This window comes from Nocardioides jiangxiensis (assembly GCF_030580915.1).
In the GTDB taxonomy this organism is placed as follows: domain Bacteria; phylum Actinomycetota; class Actinomycetes; order Propionibacteriales; family Nocardioidaceae; genus Nocardioides; species Nocardioides jiangxiensis.
The window spans coordinates 111,719-131,628 of the sequence record NZ_JAUQTA010000002.1; the positions used below are offsets into that span (position 1 = coordinate 111,719).

The window sequence follows — 19,910 nt, forward strand, 5'->3', positions numbered from 1 at the left end:
CGGCTACTGTCGGCGACGTGAACCAGATCTCCAGCCCCCAGATGGACGGCGGCACCTCGCCGTCGTACGGCCTCGACGCGGATGTCTACCAGCGGCTGCTCCGTGAGCGCATCGTCTTCCTCGGCTCCGAGGTGCGCGACCAGAACGCCAACGCGATCTGCGCGCAGCTCCTCCTGCTCTCCGCGGAGGACCCGGAGGCCGACATCTTCCTGCACATCAACAGCCCTGGCGGCTCGGTGACGGCGGGCATGGCGATCTACGACACCATGAACTACATCCCCAACGACATCGTCACCGTCGGCATGGGCCTGGCTGCGTCGATGGGCCAGTTCCTCCTGTGCGCCGGCACGCCGGGCAAGCGCTACGCCCTGCCCCACGCGCGCATCATGATGCACCAGCCGTCCTCCGGCATGGGTGGCTCCGCCTCCGACATCAAGATCCAGGCGCAGCAGTCGATCCACGTGAAGAAGGTCCTCACCGAGCTCATCGCCGAGCACACCGGCCAGACCGTCGAGCAGATCACCGAGGACGCCGACCGCGACCGCTGGTTCACCGCGCAGGAGGCCCTGGAGTACGGCCTCGTCGACCAGGTGATCAAGTCGGCCAAGGAAGCCGTCGACCAGGGCCGTCCGGCCCGCTGACCTGCCTCACTGACGAGAAGAGAAGACGCATGAACTACTACATCCCGCAGTGGGAAGAGCGCACGTCCTACGGCATCCGCCGGATCGACCCCTACGCCAAGCTCTTCGAGGACCGGATCATCTTCCTCGGCACCCCGATCAGCGACGACGTGGCCAACGCGGTCATGGCCCAGCTGCTCTGCCTCGAGTCGATGGACCCCGACCGCGACATCCAGATCTACATCAACTCGCCCGGTGGCTCGTTCACGGCGCTGACGGCGATCTACGACACGATGAAGTTCATCAAGCCCGACGTGCAGACGGTCTGCCTGGGCCAGGCTGCCTCGGCCGCCGCGATCCTGCTCGCTGCCGGCGCCCCCGGCAAGCGTCTCGCGCTGCCCAACAGCCGGATCCTGATCCACCAGCCCTACACCGAGGGCACGTTCGGCCAGACCTCCGACATCGAGATCCAGGCCAACGAGATCCTCCGCATGCGCGAGCTGCTGGAGAAGATGATCTCGGAGCACTCCGGCAAGGATGTGGAGCAGGTCAGCCGCGACATCGAGCGCGACAAGATCCTGACCGCCGAGGCGGCGCTGGAGTACGGCCTGATCGACGGCGTGCTCGAGTCGCGCAAGGCCGCGGCGTTCATCTGACACAAGTCGGCCTCCGTGTCGGGCCCCGAAAGGGCCCGACCGGAGGTACCGTCGACAAGCTGAACTGGTTGAGAGAAGAGGAACCCCGTGGCACGCATTGGTGACGGTGGCGACCTGCTGAAGTGCTCCTTCTGCGGGAAGAGCCAGAAGCAGGTCAAGAAGCTCATCGCGGGCCCCGGCGTCTACATCTGCGACGAGTGCATCGATCTCTGCAACGAGATCATCGAGGAGGAGCTCAGCGAGGGCACGGAGGTCGGCCTCGAGGAGCTGCCCAAGCCGCGCGAGATCTTCGAGTTCCTCAACTCCTACGTGGTCGGCCAGGAGCAGGCGAAGAAGTCGCTCGCCGTAGCGGTCTACAACCACTACAAGCGGGTGCAGGCAGGTGCGACGCTGGCCGGCAAGCACGCCAAGGACGAGGTCGAGGTGGCGAAGTCCAACATCCTCGTCATCGGCCCGACGGGCTGCGGCAAGACCTACCTCGCGCAGACGCTGGCGCGGATGCTCAACGTGCCGTTCGCCATCGCCGACGCGACGGCGCTGACGGAGGCGGGCTACGTGGGCGAGGACGTGGAGAACATCCTGCTCAAGCTGATCCAGGCCGCTGACTACGACGTCAAGAAGGCCGAGACCGGCATCATCTACATCGACGAGATCGACAAGGTCGCCCGCAAGGCGGAGAACCCCTCGATCACGCGTGACGTCTCGGGTGAAGGCGTCCAGCAGGCGCTGCTGAAGATCCTCGAGGGCACCTCCGCCTCGGTCCCGCCGCAGGGCGGTCGCAAGCACCCGCACCAGGAGTTCATCCAGATCGACACCACGAACATCCTGTTCGTCGTCGGCGGTGCGTTCGCGGGCCTCGACCACATCATCGAGCAGCGGGTCGGCAAGAAGTCGCTCGGATTCACGGCCGAGGTGAAGGGCCAGCAGGAGCGCGAGGAGCAGGACCTCCTCGCCCAGGTCCGCCCCGAGGACCTCACCAAGTTCGGCCTGATCCCCGAGTTCATCGGCCGCCTGCCGCTGATCGCGAGCGTCGCCAAGCTCGACGAGACCGCCCTCGTGCAGATCCTCACCGAGCCGAAGAACGCCTTGGTCAAGCAGTACCAGAAGCTCTTCGAGCTCGACGGGGTCGAGCTGGAGTTCACCGACGACGCCGTCAAGGCGATCGCGGTCAAGGCGCTCGAGCGCGGCACCGGTGCCCGTGGCCTCCGCGCCATCATCGAGGAGACCCTCCTCTACGTGATGTACGACGTCCCCTCCCGCGGCGACATCGCCCGCGTCATCGTCACCGGCGAGGTCGTCAACGACGGCGTCGAGCCGACGCTCGTCCCGCGCGACGAGGAGCCGAAGAAGAAGAAGTCGGCCTGACCGACCCGCAGCACCTGCTACGACCGTCCCGCACAGCGGGGCGGTCGTAGTCCTTTCGGGCCATTTCGCGGAAGTGTGCACCGGTCTCGCTCAGGAACGGGGAGACTTGACCCGAGGGAGCCAGCAAGGGAGGGGACCATGGACGCATCGCATGCACGGCCACTCACGGCCTACGCGGCACTGTGTGCTGCCGCGGTGGTCGTCCTCGTCCAGGGCATCTCGCCCGGCAACCCCGTTGCTGACTCGGTCGCGCGCGCGGGTGGTCCTGCGCCCATGTACGACGCCGTCCGCAGCGTCTCTCTCGCGGCCAAGGAGCTCGGGCACGTCAGCAGCGAGGTGGCCTCCGCGGTCGCCGGCACCGTCGTACCCGCCGTGGTGAGCGTGGTTCCGGTCTCGGGCCCGCACACTGCCTCAGGTGGCGGGCACCGCGCTGCGACGACCGGTCATGCATCCGCAGCCGTCACGGTGCAGACGGTCAAGCACGCCGGCCCGGCCGTCTCGGTCGCGCCGCGCAGCAGTGGCCCGACCCAGATGGGTCATCACCAGGCGAAGCGTGCGACCGCACACACGACCGCGCAGGCCCAGCGCAAGGCCGACCACGCCGCCGCCAAGACCCGTCGTGCCGCAGCCAAGGCCGACCGCAAGCCCGGCCACGCTGCCACGCGCGCCGCGCAGCACCCTCGCTGATCCCGCCGAGACGGGCCTCGTGCCGCGTCGAGACGGGCCTTGTGCCGCGACGATGGTGCGACCGACGTCTCGGCACAAGCCTCGTCTCGGCACAAGCCTCGTCTCGGCGCAGGGGAGTGGAACGGCGAACGCCGCGCCGGGGCACCCTGAGGGTGCGCCGGCGCGGCGTCCTGCGTGTCAGGCCTCGGGCTGCGCGGCCACCTCGGCGACGATCGTGAGGTCACCCTCGCCCTCGGTGTAGACGACGTCGCCGGTGATCTTGCCGGCGTTGCGCAGGTCCTGCTCGGCGCTCTTGACGATCGCGAGCACCGCAGCCGGGCCGGTGAACTCGACGCGCGACAGCTCCGTGCGCATCGACACCTTCGCCTGCGACTTCGCGCCACGGATGCCGCCGAGCGCCGCCGCGACGGTGTCGACGGCGGTGCCGTCAGCGGCCCCGGCCGAGCCCATCTCGAGGACCGTCGGCCACGCGGCGTGGTGGACGGAACCGGACTGCCACCACGACCAGACCTCCTCGGTCACGTACGGCAGGAACGGCGCGAGCAGGCGCAGCTGGACGTGGAGCGCCAGTGCCAGCGTCGCCTTGGCCGACTCCGAGCCGGCGTACGCGCGCTCCTTGACCAGCTCGAGGTAGTCGTCGCAGAACTCCCAGAAGAACTTCTCCGCGGTCTCGAGCGCGGTCGTGTAGTCGTACGCCTCGAACGCCTCGGTGGCGCGGCGGACGACCGCGGCGAGGCGCCCGATGAGGGCCACGTCGACGGCCTCGGTGATCGCCACGTTGTTGAGGGTGGTGGCCCCGACGCCGAAGTCGCTGCCGATGACGAAGCGCGAGGCGTTGAGCACCTTCATGGCCAGGCGACGGCCGACCTTCATCTGCGACTCGTCGAACGGCGAGTCGAGGCCCGGTCGTGCCATGGCGGCACGCCAGCGGACGGCGTCCGCGCCGTACTTGTCGAGGATCTCGGTCGGGACGACGACGTTGCCCTTGGACTTCGACATCTTCTTGCGGTCCGGGTCGACGACGAAGCCGGAGAGCATCGCGTGCTTCCACGGGACGGTCTTGTCCTCGTGGTGCGCGCGGACGACGCGGGAGAAGAGCCAGGTGCGGATGATGTCGTGGCCCTGCGTGCAGAGGTCCATCGGGTAGACGGAGGCCCACAGCTGCGGGTCGGACTCCCAGCCGCCGGCGATCTGGGGCGTCAGGGAGGAGGTCGCCCAGGTGTCCATGACGTCCGGGTCGCCGATGAAGCCACCGGGAACGCCGCGCTGCTCGGCCGTGTAGCCGGCAGGCACGTCGGTGGAGGGGTCGACCGGGAGCTGCGCCTCGGTCGGGACGAGCGGGTTGGCGTAGTCCGGCTCGCCATCGGCGTCGAGGGAGTACCAGACCGGGAACGGGATGCCGAAGAAGCGCTGGCGCGAGATCAGCCAGTCGCCGTTGAGGCCGGAGATCCAGTTGTCGTAGCGGTGCTGCATGTGCGCCGGGTGCCAGTCGATCTTCGTCCCGTCGGCGATCAGCGCCTCGCGCAGGTCGGCGTCGCGGCCGCCGTTCTTGACGTACCACTGGCGCGTGGCGACGATCTCGAGCGGCTTGTCGCCCTTCTCGTAGAAGTTCGTCATGCGCTGCGTGGGCTTGGGCTCGCCGTCGAGGTCGCCCGACTCACGCAGCCAGGTGACCATCTGCTCGCGCGCGGAGAACGCCGTCTTGCCCGCCAGGGACTCGTCGTACCTGGTCGCGGCGTCGCCGGAGAGCCACTCCGGGGTCTCGCGCAGCAGGCGGCCGTCGCGGCCGATGACCGTGCGGACCGGGAGCTGCAGCTCGCGCCACCAGGTGACGTCGGTGAGGTCACCGAAGGTGCAGCACATGACCAGGCCGGAGCCCTTGTCCGGCTCGGCGGCCTCGTGCGCGAGCACCGGGACCTCGACGCCGAAGACCGGCGAGGTCGCGGTGGTGCCGAAGAGGTGCTGGTAGCGCTCGTCGCCCGGGTGGGCGATGAGCGCGACGCAGGAGACGATCAGCTCGGGGCGGGTCGTCTCGATGAAGAGGGGAGTCCCGTCGGGCGCGTGGAACGAGACGCGGTGGTACGCGCCGGCGTACTCCCGGGACTCGAGCTCGGCCTGCGCGACGGCGGTCTGGAAGGTGACGTCCCACAGGGTCGGCGCCTCCTGCAGGTACGCCTCACCGCGGGCGAAGTTGCGCAGGAACGCCTTCTGCGACACCGCCTGGGCCTTCTGGCCGATGGTCGTGTAGGTCTCGTTCCAGTCGACCGAGAGGCCGAGCGTGCGCCACAGGGACTCGAAGACCTTCTCGTCCTCCTCGACCAGCTGCTCGCAGAGCGCGATGAAGTTGGGGCGGGAGATCGGGATCTGCTTCTTCGGGTCCGGCTTCTCCGGAGCAGTGAAGTCCGGGTCGTACGGCAGCGAGGGGTCGCAGCGGACGCCGAAGTAGTTCTGCACGCGGCGCTCTGTCGGCAGGCCGTTGTCGTCCCAGCCCATCGGGTAGAAGACGGACTTTCCGGTCATCCGCTGGAAGCGGGCGATGACGTCGGTGTGCGTGTAGGAGAAGACGTGGCCGACGTGCAGCGAGCCGGAGACGGTCGGCGGGGGAGTGTCGATCGAGTAGACGTTCTCGCGCGGCTGCGACCGGTCGAACTTGTAGGTGTCGTCGGCCTTCCACCGGGCGGCCCACTTCTCCTCGAGGCCCTCCAGCGCCGGCTTCTCCGGTACGACGACGGCGCCGGTGGGAGTGGCGTCGGGCGTCTCGGGGGCGGCGTTCTGGGGAGTCTCAGTCATGCGCGGGAGTTTAGTTGCGGCGGTCGGCACGGCGAAAACGCATCGGTGCAGTTGGGACGCGCCTCGGCGGCGCGTGCTCGGCACGGTCCGTGCCCTGCGGCACGCCCTAGACTTGCCGCCGAGATGACTGACTTCCCTTACGAGCCTCAGGGCCGTCCTGCCGAGACCGTCGCCGAGGCCGAGGACGCGCTGCTGTCGCGGTGGCCCGAGACCCGGCTCGAACCCTCGCTCGACCGGATCCTCGCGTTCACCGAGCTGCTCGGACGACCGCAGGACAGCTTCCCGGTGGTGCACCTGACCGGCACCAACGGCAAGACCTCCACGTCGCGCATGATCGACACCCTGCTGCGCACGCTCAACCTGCGCACCGGCCGCTTCACCAGCCCCCACGTCGAGAAGATGAGCGAGCGGATCAGCATCGACGGCGAGCCGCTCAGCGACGAGGCGTTCGTGGCGACGTTCAACGAGGTCGCCCCCTACCTGCAGCTCGTCGACGCGACGCAGCCGCACCCGATGAGCTTCTTCGAGTCCGTCGTGGCGATGGCGTACGCCGCGTTCGCCGACGCGCCCGTCGACGCCGCCGTGGTCGAGGTCGGCATGGGGGGCTCCTGGGACGCCACCAACGTGGTCGATGCGAAGGTCGCGGTCGTCCTGCCGGTCGCCATGGACCACGCCCAGTACCTCGGCGACACGCTCGTCGACATCGCCCGCGAGAAGGCGGGGATCATCAAGTCCGGCTCGACCGTCGTCCTCGCGCAGCAGACGCCGGAGGTCGCCGCGGTGCTCCTCGAGCGGGCGGCCGAGGTCGGCGCCACCGTCGCGCGCGAGGGCATGGAGTTCGGCGTCGTCTCGCGGGTGCCCGCGGTCGGCGGCCAGCACCTCTCCCTCCAGGGCCTCCGTGCCCGCTACGACGACCTCTTCCTGCCGCTCTACGGCGCCCACCAGGCCCAGAACGCCGCCGTCGCCCTGGCGGCGGTCGAGGCGTTCCTGGGCGAGGGTGCGCTCTCCGTCGACGTCGTCCGCGAGGCGTTCGCCCAGGCCACCAGCCCGGGCCGGCTCGAGGTCGTGCGCCGCTCGCCCACCGTCGTGCTCGACGCGGCGCACAACCCGCACGGTGCCGCGGCCAGTGCCGCCGCGCTGCAGGACTCCTTCGCCTTCGAGCCGCTCATCGGCGTGATGGGCGTGATGGGGGACAAGGACGTCGAGGGAGTGCTCGCTGCGTTCGAGCCCCACGTCGCCCACCTCGTCTGCACCCAGAACTCCCTGCCCCGCTCGATGTCGGCCGCTGACCTCGGTCGGCTCGCGGTCGGCGTCTTCGGCGAGGACCGGGTCACGGTCGAGCCGGACCTGCGCGATGCGATCGACCGGGCAGCCGCGCTGGCAGAGGCGGGGGCTGCGTTCGGTGAGTCCATCGGCTCCGGTGGTGTCCTCGTCACCGGTTCTGTGGTGACCGTGGGCGAGGCGCGCGCCCTGCTCGTGCACAAGGACGACGCCATCGACCGCGCCGCCGCGCGCACCGCCGAGCGCATCGCGCTGCGCCAGTCGACGCCGATCGACACCGCCGACTGGGAGGACGAGGCATGAGCGAGAACCAGCCGCTCGACGACAACATCGCCGAGGACATCGCCAACCGCAAGATCACCGGTGCCCGCCGCGCCATGTGCGCCGCGATCCTGACGCTCGAGGCGATCGCCTTCGGCCTGGTGACGCCGGTCCTGCTCACGCTGACCTCCCTCTCCACGCCCCTCGCGCTGCTGATCGGCCTCGGCTTCGTCGTCGCCTGCATCGTGCTGGCCGGCATGCTCAAGCGTCCCGGCGGCTACTGGGGCGGCCACGTCGTGCAGGTGCTCGCCTTCGGCCTCGGCCCCGTCGTCGCGATGATGTACGTCGTCGGTGGCCTCTTCGCGCTGCTGTGGTTCACGGCGTACTGGCTCGGCGGCAAGATCGAGCGCGAGAAGGCCGAGGCCTGGGCCGCGTGGGACGCCCAGCAGGCGCAGTCCCGGTCGTGAGCGGGGACGCCGCGCGGGCGAAGGCCGTCGGCAGCTGACCTGCACGAACCGACACGTTGGCGGCCGGCCCTGCGGGCACCCGGGGACGATCCGCCCACCTGCGGGCCGAACGTGTCGGTTCACGCGGGCAGCTAGCCTCGGGGCATGGCACGTGTTGTCCTGGGAGCGGTGGCAGCGGAGATGACGGTCCCCGGCGGGCACTGCGTGAGGAGCGGAACGGCCACGGCGGAGAGGCACACCGTGCGGGCCTGGCTCGTTCCCGGACGGCCCCGGGTCGAGCTCCCGCTGCAGCACGCGCGCCACGACGCGTACGGGCGTGGCATGCGGAGTGCGGCGGTCATGGCCGTCGCCGGCATCGCGGGGACGATCTGGGCAGCGACGACCGGGCGCGACCACCCCGCGGGCTTCCTGCTCCTCACGCTCGCTGCACTGCTCCTGACAGCGGTCAACCGCCTCGCGACGATGGTCGGCTTCGGCCAGGACGCCGACGGCAACGTCGTCATGACCCGGGTGCACCCGTCCGCTGCGGCAGCCGTCCAGCGGGCGCAGGAGCGGGTTCGCTAGGGTCTGACCCATGACCCAGCGCACCCTCGTCCTCGTCAAGCCCGACGGCGTCCGCCGCGGTCTCACCGGCGAGGTCCTCCGCCGCATCGAGGCGAAGGGCTACACCCTCGTCGCCTGCGAGCTGAAGCAGGCCACCCGCGACATGCTCGCGCAGCACTACGCCGAGCACGAGGGCAAGCCGTTCTACGAGCCGCTCGTCGAGTTCATGCTCTCGGGCCCGGTCACTGCGGCCGTGTTCGAGGGCGAGCGCGTGATCGAGGGCTTCCGGGCCCTCGCGGGCGCCACCGACCCGACGGTCGCCCTGCCCGGCACCATCCGTGGCGACCTCGGTCGGGACTGGGGCCTGAAGGTCCAGCAGAACATCGTGCACGGCTCCGACTCCGAGGAGTCGTCGGCGCGCGAGATCGCGATCTGGTTCCCGGGCCTGGCCTGATGTCCGTACGCCGACGGGCGGCCGCTCTCGCGGCACTCGTCGGCCTCGGCCTGACCGGCTGCTCTGCCCGGGGACTCGGCGTCGCGGACCCCGTCGCCGCCCCTCGTCCTGACGGGGCACCGGCACGCTGCCACGGTGTGGCGTACGACGACGTGCGCGGGCGCGCTGCCGACCTCATGCGGCCTCCGCTGCAGGAGCACCCCGTCCAGGCAGCCGTCTGCGCGGCGTACTGGGTCCCGCAGGTGGACCGCGCCTTCGTGCCGCAGGCGCTCGCGGTCGACGGCCGACGAGTCTTCGTCGGTGGCTATCGCTGGGAGCGGGCCTTCGGCAACCGCAACTGCCAGGTCGCGGTGCTCGACCAGCGCACCGGTGCGGTGACGGCGTTCGAGGACCGTCTGTCGCTGCCGTCCGGCGACTACTGCCGCCACGGCGGGGGTCTGGAGCTCGACGGCGCGGGCCTGTGGGTGCTGGAGACGCGTCGGCTCTGGCTGCTCGACCCCGACCGGATCGGCCACGGGGGCTCGCTGCGGCAGGTCTGGATGCTGCCGAAGGGCGTGCGCGGGTCGACCCTGGTCGTCGACGGCGACCGGATCGGAGTCGGCGGCTACCGGCCCCACCGGGGAACCCGACTGTGGTGGTTCGACCGCAGCGAGACCATCGGCAGCGCCACCATGCCGGCTCCGGTCGCGGGGATGGAGCTGCCCTCGCGCCTGCAGGGGCTGGGGGACGGCCCGGGAGGGATCTGGGTGAACCGCAGCAGCACCCACTGCGCCGAGCTGGGGACGCCGGACGGTCGTCGTCTGGCGTTCGTGCCCGGGTCGGAGGACGTGGAGCTCCGTGGCCGCGACATCTGGACGGTGAGCGAGTCCGCCACGCAGGGCTATCTCGACCCGCACGAGCTGGTCGTCCCGCAGGTGCTGCGCCTGGACCGCGGCCAGGTCGAGCGCGCCCCGCGGGCCGACTGCGACTTCTGACCGCCGACGGGTCCGGGGTTGACACGGCGCCCGGCCCCTCCGGCACCACCCGGACGGGTGGTCTCGACCCGGGGGTCTGCCCGAACCCGGAGCGGATGCCTCCCGGGCAGGCAACGGTCGAGGCATGCGTCCCTCCTCCCTCCCGGCCAGCCTCGTCGCCACCGGCGCGCTGGTCCTCCTCGCCCCCTCCGCCTTCGCCGACAACCTCGTCGTCACCGACGAGCTCCACGCCTCGACTGGCTCCCTCGACCTCGGTGCGGTCTGCCTCGGTGAGGCCGCGTCCGATGCCGTCGCCTTCACGCTGCGCCACAACGGCTCCGACGCGGCGCAGGTGTGGGCCGACTCGACGCTTGTCTCCATCACCACGGCCGGCGCGTCGGCAGGCGGCGCGAGCGTCTCCGCGACCCCGTCCTCGGCGACCACTCCGGCGGGCTGGAGCACGTCAGCACCCAACTCCGCCACCTACGCCGACGCGTCCACCGTCACTGTCACCGTGCCGGCGGGCGCAGCGACCGGTGCGCACGGTGCGACGCTCACCTTCACCGCGAGTGGAACCGGCGCCTCGCGGGCCACGGTCAGCCGCACGGACACGCTCGACGTGAGCTGGACGGCGGTCGACTGCACGCCGGTGGTGACCAACCGCGCTCCGGTCGTGGCTGCCCAGGCAGCCGACGCCAACGGGAACGAGGGCGACACCCTGGCCACCACGGGCGGCTTCACCGACCCCGACGGTGACCCGCTGGTGCTCACGCAGACCGCCGGTGCGGGAGTGATCACCGACCACGGCGACGGCACCTTCTCCTGGAGCCTGGCCACCGTCGACAACGGCGGCGGCACGGTGACGGTCCAGGCCAGCGACGGCGTCCTCACAGCGACCCAGAGCTTCTCGTGGTCTGCGGCGAACGTCGCCCCCGGAGTCGGCCCCCTCACCGCGACGTACGTCGACGCCTGCACGGCAGCGGTCAGCGCGCCGTTCACCGACCCGGGCACCGCCGACACGCACACGGCCTCGATCAGCTGGGGCGACGGTGCGACCACGGGTGTCGACCCCGCGACCTCGCCGGTCACCGGCTCACACACGTTCGGCGCCGGCACGTTCACCGTCGGCGTCAGCGTGACCGACGACGACGGTGGTACCGGCTCGGCCTCCCTCACGGGCGGGTTCGCCACGAAGAACACCCCGAGCGCGCTGCTGCAGCCGATCAATGCGACCGGCACCCGGAGCACCTTCAAGCTGGGGTCGACGGTCCCGGTGAAGATCACGGTGAAGGACTGCTCCAACGCGACGGTGAGCACGCTCGCCCCCACGGTCAGCCTGACCCGGCTCGACACGCAGGCAGACGGCACCGTGAACGAGATCGCGGCCGACAGCGTGGCCACCAACGGCCTGCAGATGCGCTGGGATGCAGCGGCGCAGCAGTACGTCTACAACCTCTCGACGAAGCTGAGCCAGCAGACGGGTGCCGCCCTGACCGCGGGCACCTACCGGATCACTGTCATCGACCCGAGCTTCTTCGGATCGACGAGCGCGGTGGTCGACCTGCGCAAGTGAGCTGAGCCCGGCACGGGGCCCGTCGCGCCTGCGGCGGGCCCCGTGGTGCGCCCGGAACTGACCATTCGGGTCATGTCGGCCACACGCGCGGCGAGCCTCCCGGTTTCGCCCGCTCCGGCTCCTTAACCTCGTGGGCGAGTGCGGCGGGTCGACGGCGTACTCACTTCCCCTTCACTCGACCAGAGGCACAGCAACCATGGCGAACAGCTTCATCGGACGCGACATGGCCGTCGATCTCGGCACGGCCAACACGCTGGTCTACGTCCGTGGCAAGGGCATCATGCTCGACGAGCCCTCCGTGGTCGCGCTCAACGACTCGACCGGCGAGGTCATCGCCGTCGGTCACGAGGCCAAGCGCATGGTCGGGCGCACGCCTGACAACATCAGCGCCATCCGCCCGCTGAAGGACGGCGTGATCGCCGACTTCGACGCGACCGAGCAGATGCTGCGCTTCTTCATCCAGCAGGTGCACCGCCGCCGCTACTTCGCCAAGCCCCGCCTCGTCGTCTGCGTGCCCTCCGGCATCACCGCCGTCGAGCAGCGCGCCGTCAAGGAGGCCGGCTACCAGGCCGGTGCCCGCCGGGTCTACATCGTCGAGGAGCCGATGGCCGCGGCCATCGGCGCCGGCCTGCCCGTCCACGAGGCGACCGGCAACATGGTCGTCGACGTCGGCGGCGGTACGACGGAGGTCGCCGTGATCTCCCTGGGTGGCATCGTGACCTCGCTGAGTGTCCGCACCGCCGGTGACGACCTCGACCAGGCGATCATCGCCTGGATGAAGAAGGAGCACTCCCTGATGCTGGGGGAGCGCACCGCCGAGGAGATGAAGATGACGCTCGGCTCGGCGTTCCCGCTGAGCAAGGAGCCCGAGGCCGAGATCCGTGGGCGCGACATGGTCTCCGGGCTGCCGCGCACGGTCGTCATCTCGAGCGCGGAGCTCCGCCAGGCGCTCGAGGAGCCGCTGCACAGCATCGTCGACGCGGTCCGCACGACCCTCGACCAGACGCCGCCCGAGCTCGCTGGCGACATCATGGACCGTGGCATCGTCCTCACCGGTGGTGGCGCCCTGCTCCGTGGCCTCGACGAGCGGATCCGCCACGAGACCGGCATGCCGGTCCACGTGGCGGAGGACCCGCTGACCAGCGTCGCTCTCGGCGCGGGCAAGTGCGTCGAGGAGTTCGAGGCCCTCCAGCAGGTGCTCGTCTCGGGTCCGCGGCGGTACTGATGGCGGCACGCGAGAAGCGCTGGCGCGGGCTCGACCGCCTGGAGCCGGCGGACCGGTCGTCCCGGTCCACCCTGGTGGCCCTGGTCCTGACCTGCGCGACCCTGATCACGCTGGACCACGTGGGTGGGGCGCTCGACCCGGCGCGCCGGCTCGTCGGCGAGGTGGTCGGCCCCGCCGAGGACACCGCCAACGGCATCGTGGCTCCGTTCGAGGCGATCCCGCGCTGGTTCCACACCAGGAACGGGCTCGAGGACCGTGTCGCCGAGCTCGAGGCACGCAACGCGCAGCTCGAGCAGCAGGTCGCCACGACGGCGCTCGACCGCAACCGCCTCGCGGAGTACGACGGCCTGGCCGGCACCGCGACCACGCTGGACCACGTGCTCGTGCCGGCCCACGTGATCGCCTACGGGCCGGCCCAGTCGTTCTCGCAGACGGTGACCATCGACGCCGGCACCTCCTCGGGCATCCACGCCGACCTCACGGTGCTCAACAACGACGGCCTCGTCGGTCGTGTCCTCTCGGCCACGCGCACCACCGCGACCGTCGTCCTGCTGCTCGACCGCCACTCGGTGGTGGGCGGGCGGCTCGGCGGAAGCATGGAGGTCGGCTTCCTCCAGGGCCGCGGCCAGCTGTCGGGCGACGCGACGCTGGACCTCAAGCTCAACGACGGCGCGTTCATCGCCAACGAGGGCGACACGGCCGTGACGTGGGGCAGCGAGGACGGCGCCCCGTACATCGCCGGTGTGCCGATCGGGAAGGTCACCGCCGTGTACTCCAGCCCCCGGGAGACCTCCCGACGCGTGGAGATCAAGCCCTTCGTCGACTTCACCTCGCTCGACCTCGTCGGCGTCGCGGTGCCGTCGGGCACCCACTCGGACCGTCGGCTCGTGAAGCCCGGCGCGGGCACCGTGACCGCGGGCCAGGACAAGGAGAGCGGCCGATGAGCCTGATCCGCGGCTTCGTCGCCCTTCTCGTCCTCCTCGTGGCCGTCGTGCTCCAGGTGACCTTCTTCCCGCACCTGGCCTGGCACGGCGTCGTCCCCGACCTGGCGCTGCTGGTCGTGGTCGCCGCGGGGCTCACGCGTGGCCCTCAGTTCGCCGCGGTCCTCGGCTTCACCGGCGGCCTCCTCCTCGACCTCGCCCCGCCGGCGGACCACTATGCAGGGCGGTGGGCGCTCGCGCTCGTCGTGGTCGGCTACCTCGTCGGTCGCCTGCGCGTACCGGGGCAGGGCGGTCGTCCCGAGCCGGTGATGGTCGTGGCGGCCGCGGCGGCGGCGTCGTTCCTCGGCACCTCGCTCTTCGCGCTCACCGGGCTGCTCCTGCGTGACCCGGTCGTCTCCGTGCCGGACATGCTCCAGGTGATCCTGGTGGCCCTGGTCTGGGACGTCCTGCTCACGCCGCTGCTCGTCCCGGCGCTGATGGTCCTCTTCCGCCGCACCGAGCCGGCCCGGGTCTCGCTGGCATGAACTCGCGTCCCACCTCCGCCGCGGCCGAGCGCAGCCGCATGCGGCTGGTCGTGCTCCAGGCACTGGTCCTCGCGCTCTTCTCGACCCTGCTGGTGCGGCTCTGGTACCTCCAGGTCGCCTCCGGCGACGACTACCGTGCCAAGGCCGCCTCGCAGTCCGTGCGGGAGGTCGTCGTGCAGCCGGACCGCGGCCTGATCGTGGACGCCCAGGGGCGTCCGCTGGTCGCCAACCGCAGCTCGTGGGTGGTCTCCATCGACCGGACGACGCTCGGCCAGCTCTCCACCGACGAGCAGGACCTGCTCCTCGAGCGGGTCGCCAAGGCGCTCCACCACAAGGTCAAGGACGTCCGGGCCCGGCTGCTCAACTGCGGTACCGAGGGCTCCGTGGCCGGCACGTGCTGGAACGGCTCGCCCTTCCAGCCCGTCCCCGTCGACGACGACGTCGACCAGCAGACCGCCCAGCTCATCCGCGAGCAGGCCGAGGACTACCCCGGGGTGGTGGTCCAGGAGCAGTCCGTCCGCGCCTACCCGCGTCCGTACGGGGTCGAGGCGGCCCACGTGCTCGGCTACCTCAGCCCGGTCACCGAGGACGAGCTCACCGCCGCAGAGAAGAAGAGCGACCTCTCCGTCAACGGTGCCTCCCAGGTCGGCCGCGCCGGCGTGGAGAAGGAGTACGACGCCTACCTCCGCGGCATGCCCGGCTACCAGCACGTCGCCGTCGACTCGAAGGGCCGCGTGCTGGGGGAGTCCGGGCGCGACGACGCCGTGCCCGGCGACACCCTCGTCACCTCGATCGACGCGAAGGTGCAGGGCGTCGCCGAGTCGGAGCTGCACAAGGCGATCCTCGCCGCTCGCGCCCGCACCGACCGCAACGGCGTCCACTACCGCGCGGACTCCGGCGCCGTCGTCGTGCTCGACGCGCACACCGGGCGGGTCATCGCCATGGCCAGCGAGCCGACGTACGACCCGGGCATCTGGGTCGGTGGCATCACGCAGAAGCAGCTGAGCCACCTGTACTCGGAGAAGGCCGGCACCCCGCTCCTGGCGCGTGCGATGCAGGGCCAGTTCGCGCCGGGCTCCACCTGGAAGCCGATCATGACGGTCGGCGCGATGCTGAACGGCATGGGGCCGGACACCCGGCTCAACTGCTCCCCGTCCGTGCAGATCGGCAACCGCGCCTTCGGCAACTACGAGTCCGAGTCGTTCGGCATGATCGACTTCAAGACCGCCATCACCGTCTCCTGCAACACCTTCTTCTACCGCGTCGGCCTCCACTTCTGGCAGAAGTACGGCTCCGACCCGGCCAACGAGAACGCCAGGGACCCGCTCGTCGCGGAGGCCAAGAAGTTCGGGTTCGGCAAGGCCACCGGCATCGACATCCCCGGCGAGGCGTCCGGCCGCATCGCCGACCGTCACTGGAAGCGCGCCTACTACGACTCGATGAAGAAGTACTACTGCGGGCTGGCCAAGCACCCCGGCGACGCATCGGCCTTCGTGAAGCTCTTCGCGAAGGAGTTCTGTGCCGAGGGCTACCTCTACCGCGCCGGTGACGCCGCCAACTTCGCCATCGGCCAGGGCGACACGATCGTCACCCCGCTGCAGCTCGCCCGGGCGTACGCCGCCCTGGCCAACGGCGGCACCCTCTACCGCCCGACCGTCGGCAAGGCGATCGTCGACGCCGACGGCAAGCTGGTGAAGCGGATCGAGCCCGTCGCCCAGGCGAAGGTGCGGATCCCGAGGAGCGTCCTGGCCTATGTCCGCGATGCCATGAACAACGTGACCCTGGCCGGCACCCTGGCCGGCACCTTCGCCGGCTGGCCCCAGGACAAGGTGACGATGCACGGCAAGACCGGCACCGCGGAGGTCTACGGCAAGCAGACCACCGGTTGGGTCGGTTCGTACACCAAGGACTACGTCGTGGTGTCGATGATCAGCCAGGCCGGCACGGGTGCGGGCGCCAACAGCGTCGTCGTCCGCAAGATCTGGGACACACTCTACGGCTTCGGTGAGGACGCGAAGTCGTCCAGGCCCGCGATCCCCGGCGTCACCGAGACCGACGCCCTCCCGGTCTTCTCTCCCGACGGCGCGATCCTGCCGCCGGCCCGCAAGGAGAACGAATGAGCACGCAGCGTCCCGGCCTCGGCCGGCACGGCCTCGACTGGATCCTCATGGGGTCGGTCCTGGTCCTGACCTTCCTCGGCGCGCTGCTGGTGTGGTCGGCGACGAGCGAGCGCGACTCGCTCACCGGCGGCGACCCGACGGCGTTCCTCCGCAAGACGCTGGTCAACGTCGCCATCGGCCTGGTCCTCATGGTGATGGTGCTCGCCACCGACCACCGCTGGGTGCGGATCCTGGCCCCCTTCGTGTACGTCGGGTCGCTGGTGGGACTCGTCCTCGTGCTGGTGATGGGCTCGACGATCAACGGCTCGAAGTCGTGGGTCCAGCTCGGCGGCATGTCCATCCAGCCCTCGGAGTTCGCCAAGCTCGCGGTGATCATCGGCATGTCGCTCTTCGTCGCCGAGCGCTTCGAGGGCCGCTCGCGCCGCCAGGTCGGCACGGGTGAGGTGATCGGCATGCTGGTGATCGCCGGCCTGCCGGCCGGCCTGATCCTGCTCCAGCCCGACATGGGCACCACGCTCGTGCTCGCGGCGACCGTCTTCGGGGTCCTCTCGGTCGCCGGCGCCCCTCCGAAGTGGCTGCTCGGCCTCTTCGCCGGCGGCCTGCTCGGTGCCACCGTCGCGATCCGGCTGCACGTCCTGAAGCAGTACCAGATCGACCGGTTCCTCGCCTTCCTCAACCCCGACCTCGACCCGCGCGGCGCGGGCTACAACGTCGAGCAGGCGCGCACGGCGGTCGGCAACGGCGGCTGGTTCGGCCAGGGTCTCTTCCACGGCTCGCAGACCCGCTCGGGCTTCGTGCCGGAGCAGCAGACCGACTTCATCTTCACGGTCGCCGGCGAGGAGCTCGGCCTCATCGGCGCCGGCATCCTGATCGGCCTGATCTGCCTGATCGTCTGGCGCGCGCTGGTCATCTCGCGCGAGTCCCGCGACATCTTCGGCCGTGCCGCCGCGGCAGGCATCGCCTGCTGGTTCGCCTTCCAGGCGTTCCAGAACATCGGCATGTGCATGGGGATCATGCCCGTCACGGGCGTCCCGCTGCCGTTCGTGTCGTACGGCGGCTCGTCGATGTTCGCCGGCATGCTCGCGGTCGGGCTGCTGCAGAACATCCACCTGCGCGGGGCGCCGGCGCTGCCGACGCGTTTCTCGCCGGCGCGGGTGTTCACGACGCGCTGAGCTGTCGGCCTGGGGGCCTCCGCCCGTCCTGCGTCGGGCCTGCGCCCGGCCTGCGGGAGACCCCGCCGGGATCCATCCACTCGCTCGTTCCGCGCTCGCTCCCGCCAGACCCAGCCCGCCGGCGGGGTTCCGTCTTCCTCCGGCCGGGCCCCCTCAGCGTGGGTTGCGGCCGGTACGTCGGCCCGTGGCCTGGTCAGCCGAAGAGGCCGGTGCTGACGAGGCGGTCGCGGATCTCGTCGTAGTGGTCGAGGAGGACCTCGGTCGAGTAGTGCTTGTCGTCGCGCCACACGGGGATGCCGTCGAGCACGGCCTGGCAGACCGGGTAGGTCGGGCAGACGATGTCGTTGATGTTCGTCGTGAAGACCGAGGGCGAGCGGACGTCGAGGGTGTGCACGAAGTCATCGGTGAGCGGCGGCGGGGGAGCGGTGACGGCGCAGTCGCCGACCGTCCTCGCACCCGAGAGGCACTCGAGGGGATTCACGCCGTCGTAGCGGACGATCCAGGAGTCGATCGCGAGGGCCTTGGCGCCGTCGCGCTTGATCGTCTGCAGCGACGAGGTGATGGTGTCGAGGTTGAGCTGGTCGACGCCTGCGGTGCTGCCGGTGGTCGAGATCAGGCCGTGCTCCCAGGAGTCCGCCGAGCGCGGCATCTCGGTGAGCACGACCAGGTCGATGTCCATCTTCTGCAGGAGGCCGCCGTAGAGCGCCGAGCGGGCGGCGGTGCAGCCGGACTGCTCGTCGGGCGCGGCGTAGCGCGAGATGACGCCCTCCTGCCACGGGCAGGCGGCGACCATGCTGTAGGCGAGGGTGAAGTTCTTCTCCTTCGCGAGCTTCAGCATGAGGGGAGCCATCACCCGCGCGTGGCTGTCGCCGACCAGCATCACCTTCAGGCCGCTCGTGCCCGTGTGGGCGATGCAGCTCGTGGTGTCGATGAGCGTGCAGTACGACGTGTCGAAGCCGCGGCTGCTGCTGATCGCCTCCCAGTCGATGTGCGGGACCGGGTCGCCGGGCTTGGCGATCTCGCCGACGCGGCCGTTGGTCGTCTTGCCGACGGCGGTGCCGGTCAGGGCCGGCGCGGCCGCGGCCGGGGCGGACGCCAGCGCGGGCCGGGTGTCCGACTTCAGCACGCCCGGGAGCACGGCGTACGCCGTGAGCACGGAGCAGGTGAGGCCGACGAGGACAGTCGGCGCGCTGAACCGGCCGAGCAGCGCGGAGCGGCGCACGGGGTGCTCGAGCAGCTCGTAGGAGAGCGCGGCCAGGCCGGTCGCGACCGCAGCGGTCAGCAGCGCGACCACCCACGGGTCCACGTCGACGCCCGCGAGAACGAGGAGCAGGACGGGCCAGTGCCACAGGTAGGTGCCGTAGGAGATCCGGCCCAGGTAGGAGATCGGCCGCAGTGACAGGAAGCGGTCCAGCGAGGGGCTGGTGCGGGTCATCACCGAGAGGACGAGGCCGACGCCGAAGAGGGTCGCGAGCAGGCCCCGCACGCTCACGGAGACGTCGACGAGGCTCGTCGAGACGAGGAGGAGGCCGGCCAGCATGGGCCAGCCCGCGTGGCGCAGTGCGCGGCGACGGCCGGCGAGGTGGCGCCAGGCGATCGCCGCGAGCACGCCGGCGAGGGGCTGGTAGATGCGCGAGTCCGTGCCGTAGTAGGCGTGGTCCGGGTTGGCCTGGGCCCACCAGAGCTGCGCGCCGACCGAGGCGAGGAAGAGGAGGCCGACGCCGGTCACGAGGGCGGGACGCCACCGCTTCTTCAGCGCGACGAGCCCGAGCAGCACGAACGGGAACCCGACGTAGAACTGCTCCTCGACCGAGAGCGACCAGAAGTGCAGGTACGGCGAGGTGTTCACGTCGGCGCCGAAGTAGTCGCCCGTGCTCTGCAGGAAGCGCCAGTTCGCGACGTAGAGCAGCGAGGCCTGGGCGTCGCCGACCCACGCGAGCCGGCGTACGACCGGTGCGACGAGCAGGAAGACGGCGGCCGTGGCGACGACCACGACCAGCGCTGCCGGCAGCAGGCGCCGGATGCGCCGCCCGAAGAAGGCAGCCAGCCTGATGGTGCCGGTCGTGTAGCGCTCCTCGAGGAGGATCGAGGCGACCAGGAAGCCGGACAGCACGAAGAAGAGGTCGACCCCGATGAACCCGCCATCGGCCCAGACCAGCTTCGCGTGGAAGCACAGGACGAGGTAGACCGCCACGGTCCGCAGCCCGTCGAGTGCGGGACGGTGCTGCCAGGCCATGGGGGGAGGTTAGTCGAGGGTCCCCCCGGAGAACGATTCGTC

At 70.7% G+C, this 19,910-nt stretch carries 17 protein-coding genes; 15 read left to right on the forward strand and 2 right to left on the reverse strand.

Going from position 1 to position 19,910, the window contains the following annotated elements:
• Positions 1 to 41 precede the first annotated feature (41 nt).
• The 4 genes from Q5722_RS11890 (at position 42) to Q5722_RS11905 (ending at position 3,328) form a co-directional block, all read left to right on the forward strand.
• A complete protein-coding gene (locus Q5722_RS11890; RefSeq protein ID WP_305029065.1) occupies positions 42 to 641 on the forward strand; it encodes an ATP-dependent Clp protease proteolytic subunit in 600 nt (199 codons plus the stop codon).
• Positions 638 to 1,276 (forward strand): ATP-dependent Clp protease proteolytic subunit, encoded by a 639-nt coding sequence (locus tag Q5722_RS11895; RefSeq protein WP_305029066.1) that lies wholly within the window; start codon positions 638 to 640, stop codon positions 1,274 to 1,276. Before Q5722_RS11890 ends, Q5722_RS11895 begins: the two co-directional genes overlap by 4 nt.
• Positions 1,277 to 1,363: 87 nt before the next feature.
• On the forward strand, positions 1,364 to 2,641 hold the full coding sequence (gene clpX / locus Q5722_RS11900) for an ATP-dependent Clp protease ATP-binding subunit ClpX (RefSeq protein ID WP_305028483.1): 1,278 nt from the start codon (positions 1,364 to 1,366) through the stop codon (positions 2,639 to 2,641).
• Between the two features lie 138 nt (positions 2,642 to 2,779).
• A complete protein-coding gene (locus Q5722_RS11905) occupies positions 2,780 to 3,328 on the forward strand; it encodes a hypothetical protein (protein WP_305028485.1) in 549 nt (182 codons plus the stop codon).
• Positions 3,329 to 3,505: 177 nt separating this feature from the next.
• Here the strand turns inward: Q5722_RS11905 and valS are convergent, their stop codons facing one another.
• Positions 3,506 to 6,118 carry a valine--tRNA ligase gene (valS, locus tag Q5722_RS11910; RefSeq protein WP_305028486.1) on the reverse strand — a complete coding sequence of 871 codons (2,613 nt, stop codon included), beginning with the start codon at positions 6,116 to 6,118 and terminating at the stop codon, positions 3,506 to 3,508.
• 123 nt (positions 6,119 to 6,241) lie between these two features.
• Here valS and Q5722_RS11915 point away from each other — a divergent pair, with 123 nt between their 5' ends.
• The 11 genes from Q5722_RS11915 to rodA all read left to right on the forward strand — a co-directional run bounded on the left by Q5722_RS11915 (position 6,242) and on the right by rodA (position 17,632).
• The gene (locus Q5722_RS11915; RefSeq protein ID WP_305028487.1) at positions 6,242 to 7,702 is read left to right on the forward strand and encodes a bifunctional folylpolyglutamate synthase/dihydrofolate synthase; all 1,461 of its coding nucleotides are present in this window, start codon (positions 6,242 to 6,244) and stop codon (positions 7,700 to 7,702) included.
• Complete coding sequence (locus tag Q5722_RS11920) at positions 7,699 to 8,127, forward strand: DUF4233 domain-containing protein (RefSeq protein WP_305028488.1); 429 nt, start codon at positions 7,699 to 7,701, stop codon at positions 8,125 to 8,127. Before Q5722_RS11915 ends, Q5722_RS11920 begins: the two co-directional genes overlap by 4 nt.
• A gap of 144 nt (positions 8,128 to 8,271) precedes the next feature.
• A complete protein-coding gene (locus tag Q5722_RS11925) occupies positions 8,272 to 8,691 on the forward strand; it encodes a hypothetical protein (protein WP_305028489.1) in 420 nt (139 codons plus the stop codon).
• Between the two features lie 10 nt (positions 8,692 to 8,701).
• On the forward strand, positions 8,702 to 9,124 hold the full coding sequence (ndk, locus tag Q5722_RS11930; protein WP_305028490.1) for a nucleoside-diphosphate kinase: 423 nt from the start codon (positions 8,702 to 8,704) through the stop codon (positions 9,122 to 9,124).
• Positions 9,124 to 10,098 carry a hypothetical protein gene (locus Q5722_RS11935; RefSeq protein ID WP_305028491.1) on the forward strand — a complete coding sequence of 325 codons (975 nt, stop codon included), beginning with the start codon at positions 9,124 to 9,126 and terminating at the stop codon, positions 10,096 to 10,098. Before ndk ends, Q5722_RS11935 begins: the two co-directional genes overlap by 1 nt.
• Before the next feature lie 124 nt (positions 10,099 to 10,222).
• Positions 10,223 to 11,650, forward strand: coding sequence for a PxKF domain-containing protein (locus Q5722_RS11940; RefSeq protein ID WP_305028492.1), 1,428 nt, complete (start codon positions 10,223 to 10,225; stop codon positions 11,648 to 11,650).
• Between the two features lie 196 nt (positions 11,651 to 11,846).
• Positions 11,847 to 12,875, forward strand: a complete 1,029-nt coding sequence (locus tag Q5722_RS11945) for a rod shape-determining protein (RefSeq protein WP_305028493.1) — start codon at positions 11,847 to 11,849, stop codon at positions 12,873 to 12,875.
• Complete coding sequence (gene mreC, locus Q5722_RS11950; RefSeq protein ID WP_305028494.1) at positions 12,875 to 13,819, forward strand: rod shape-determining protein MreC; 945 nt, start codon at positions 12,875 to 12,877, stop codon at positions 13,817 to 13,819. Before Q5722_RS11945 ends, mreC begins: the two co-directional genes overlap by 1 nt.
• Positions 13,816 to 14,340: a rod shape-determining protein MreD gene (gene mreD, locus Q5722_RS11955; RefSeq protein ID WP_305028495.1), complete on the forward strand. Its 525-nt coding sequence runs from the start codon at positions 13,816 to 13,818 to the stop codon at positions 14,338 to 14,340. Before mreC ends, mreD begins: the two co-directional genes overlap by 4 nt.
• The gene (gene mrdA, locus Q5722_RS11960) at positions 14,337 to 16,460 is read left to right on the forward strand and encodes a penicillin-binding protein 2 (RefSeq protein WP_305028496.1); all 2,124 of its coding nucleotides are present in this window, start codon (positions 14,337 to 14,339) and stop codon (positions 16,458 to 16,460) included. Before mreD ends, mrdA begins: the two co-directional genes overlap by 4 nt.
• Positions 16,457 to 17,632, forward strand: a complete 1,176-nt coding sequence (gene rodA / locus Q5722_RS11965; protein ID WP_305028497.1) for a rod shape-determining protein RodA — start codon at positions 16,457 to 16,459, stop codon at positions 17,630 to 17,632. The genes mrdA and rodA overlap by 4 nt, the downstream gene beginning before the upstream one ends.
• A gap of 193 nt (positions 17,633 to 17,825) precedes the next feature.
• Here rodA and Q5722_RS11970 read toward each other — a convergent pair whose 3' ends face one another.
• Entirely contained in the window at positions 17,826 to 19,868 is a 2,043-nt protein-coding gene (locus Q5722_RS11970) for an acyltransferase family protein (RefSeq protein WP_305028498.1), read from the reverse strand.
• Between the last annotated feature and the right edge of the window lie 42 nt (positions 19,869 to 19,910).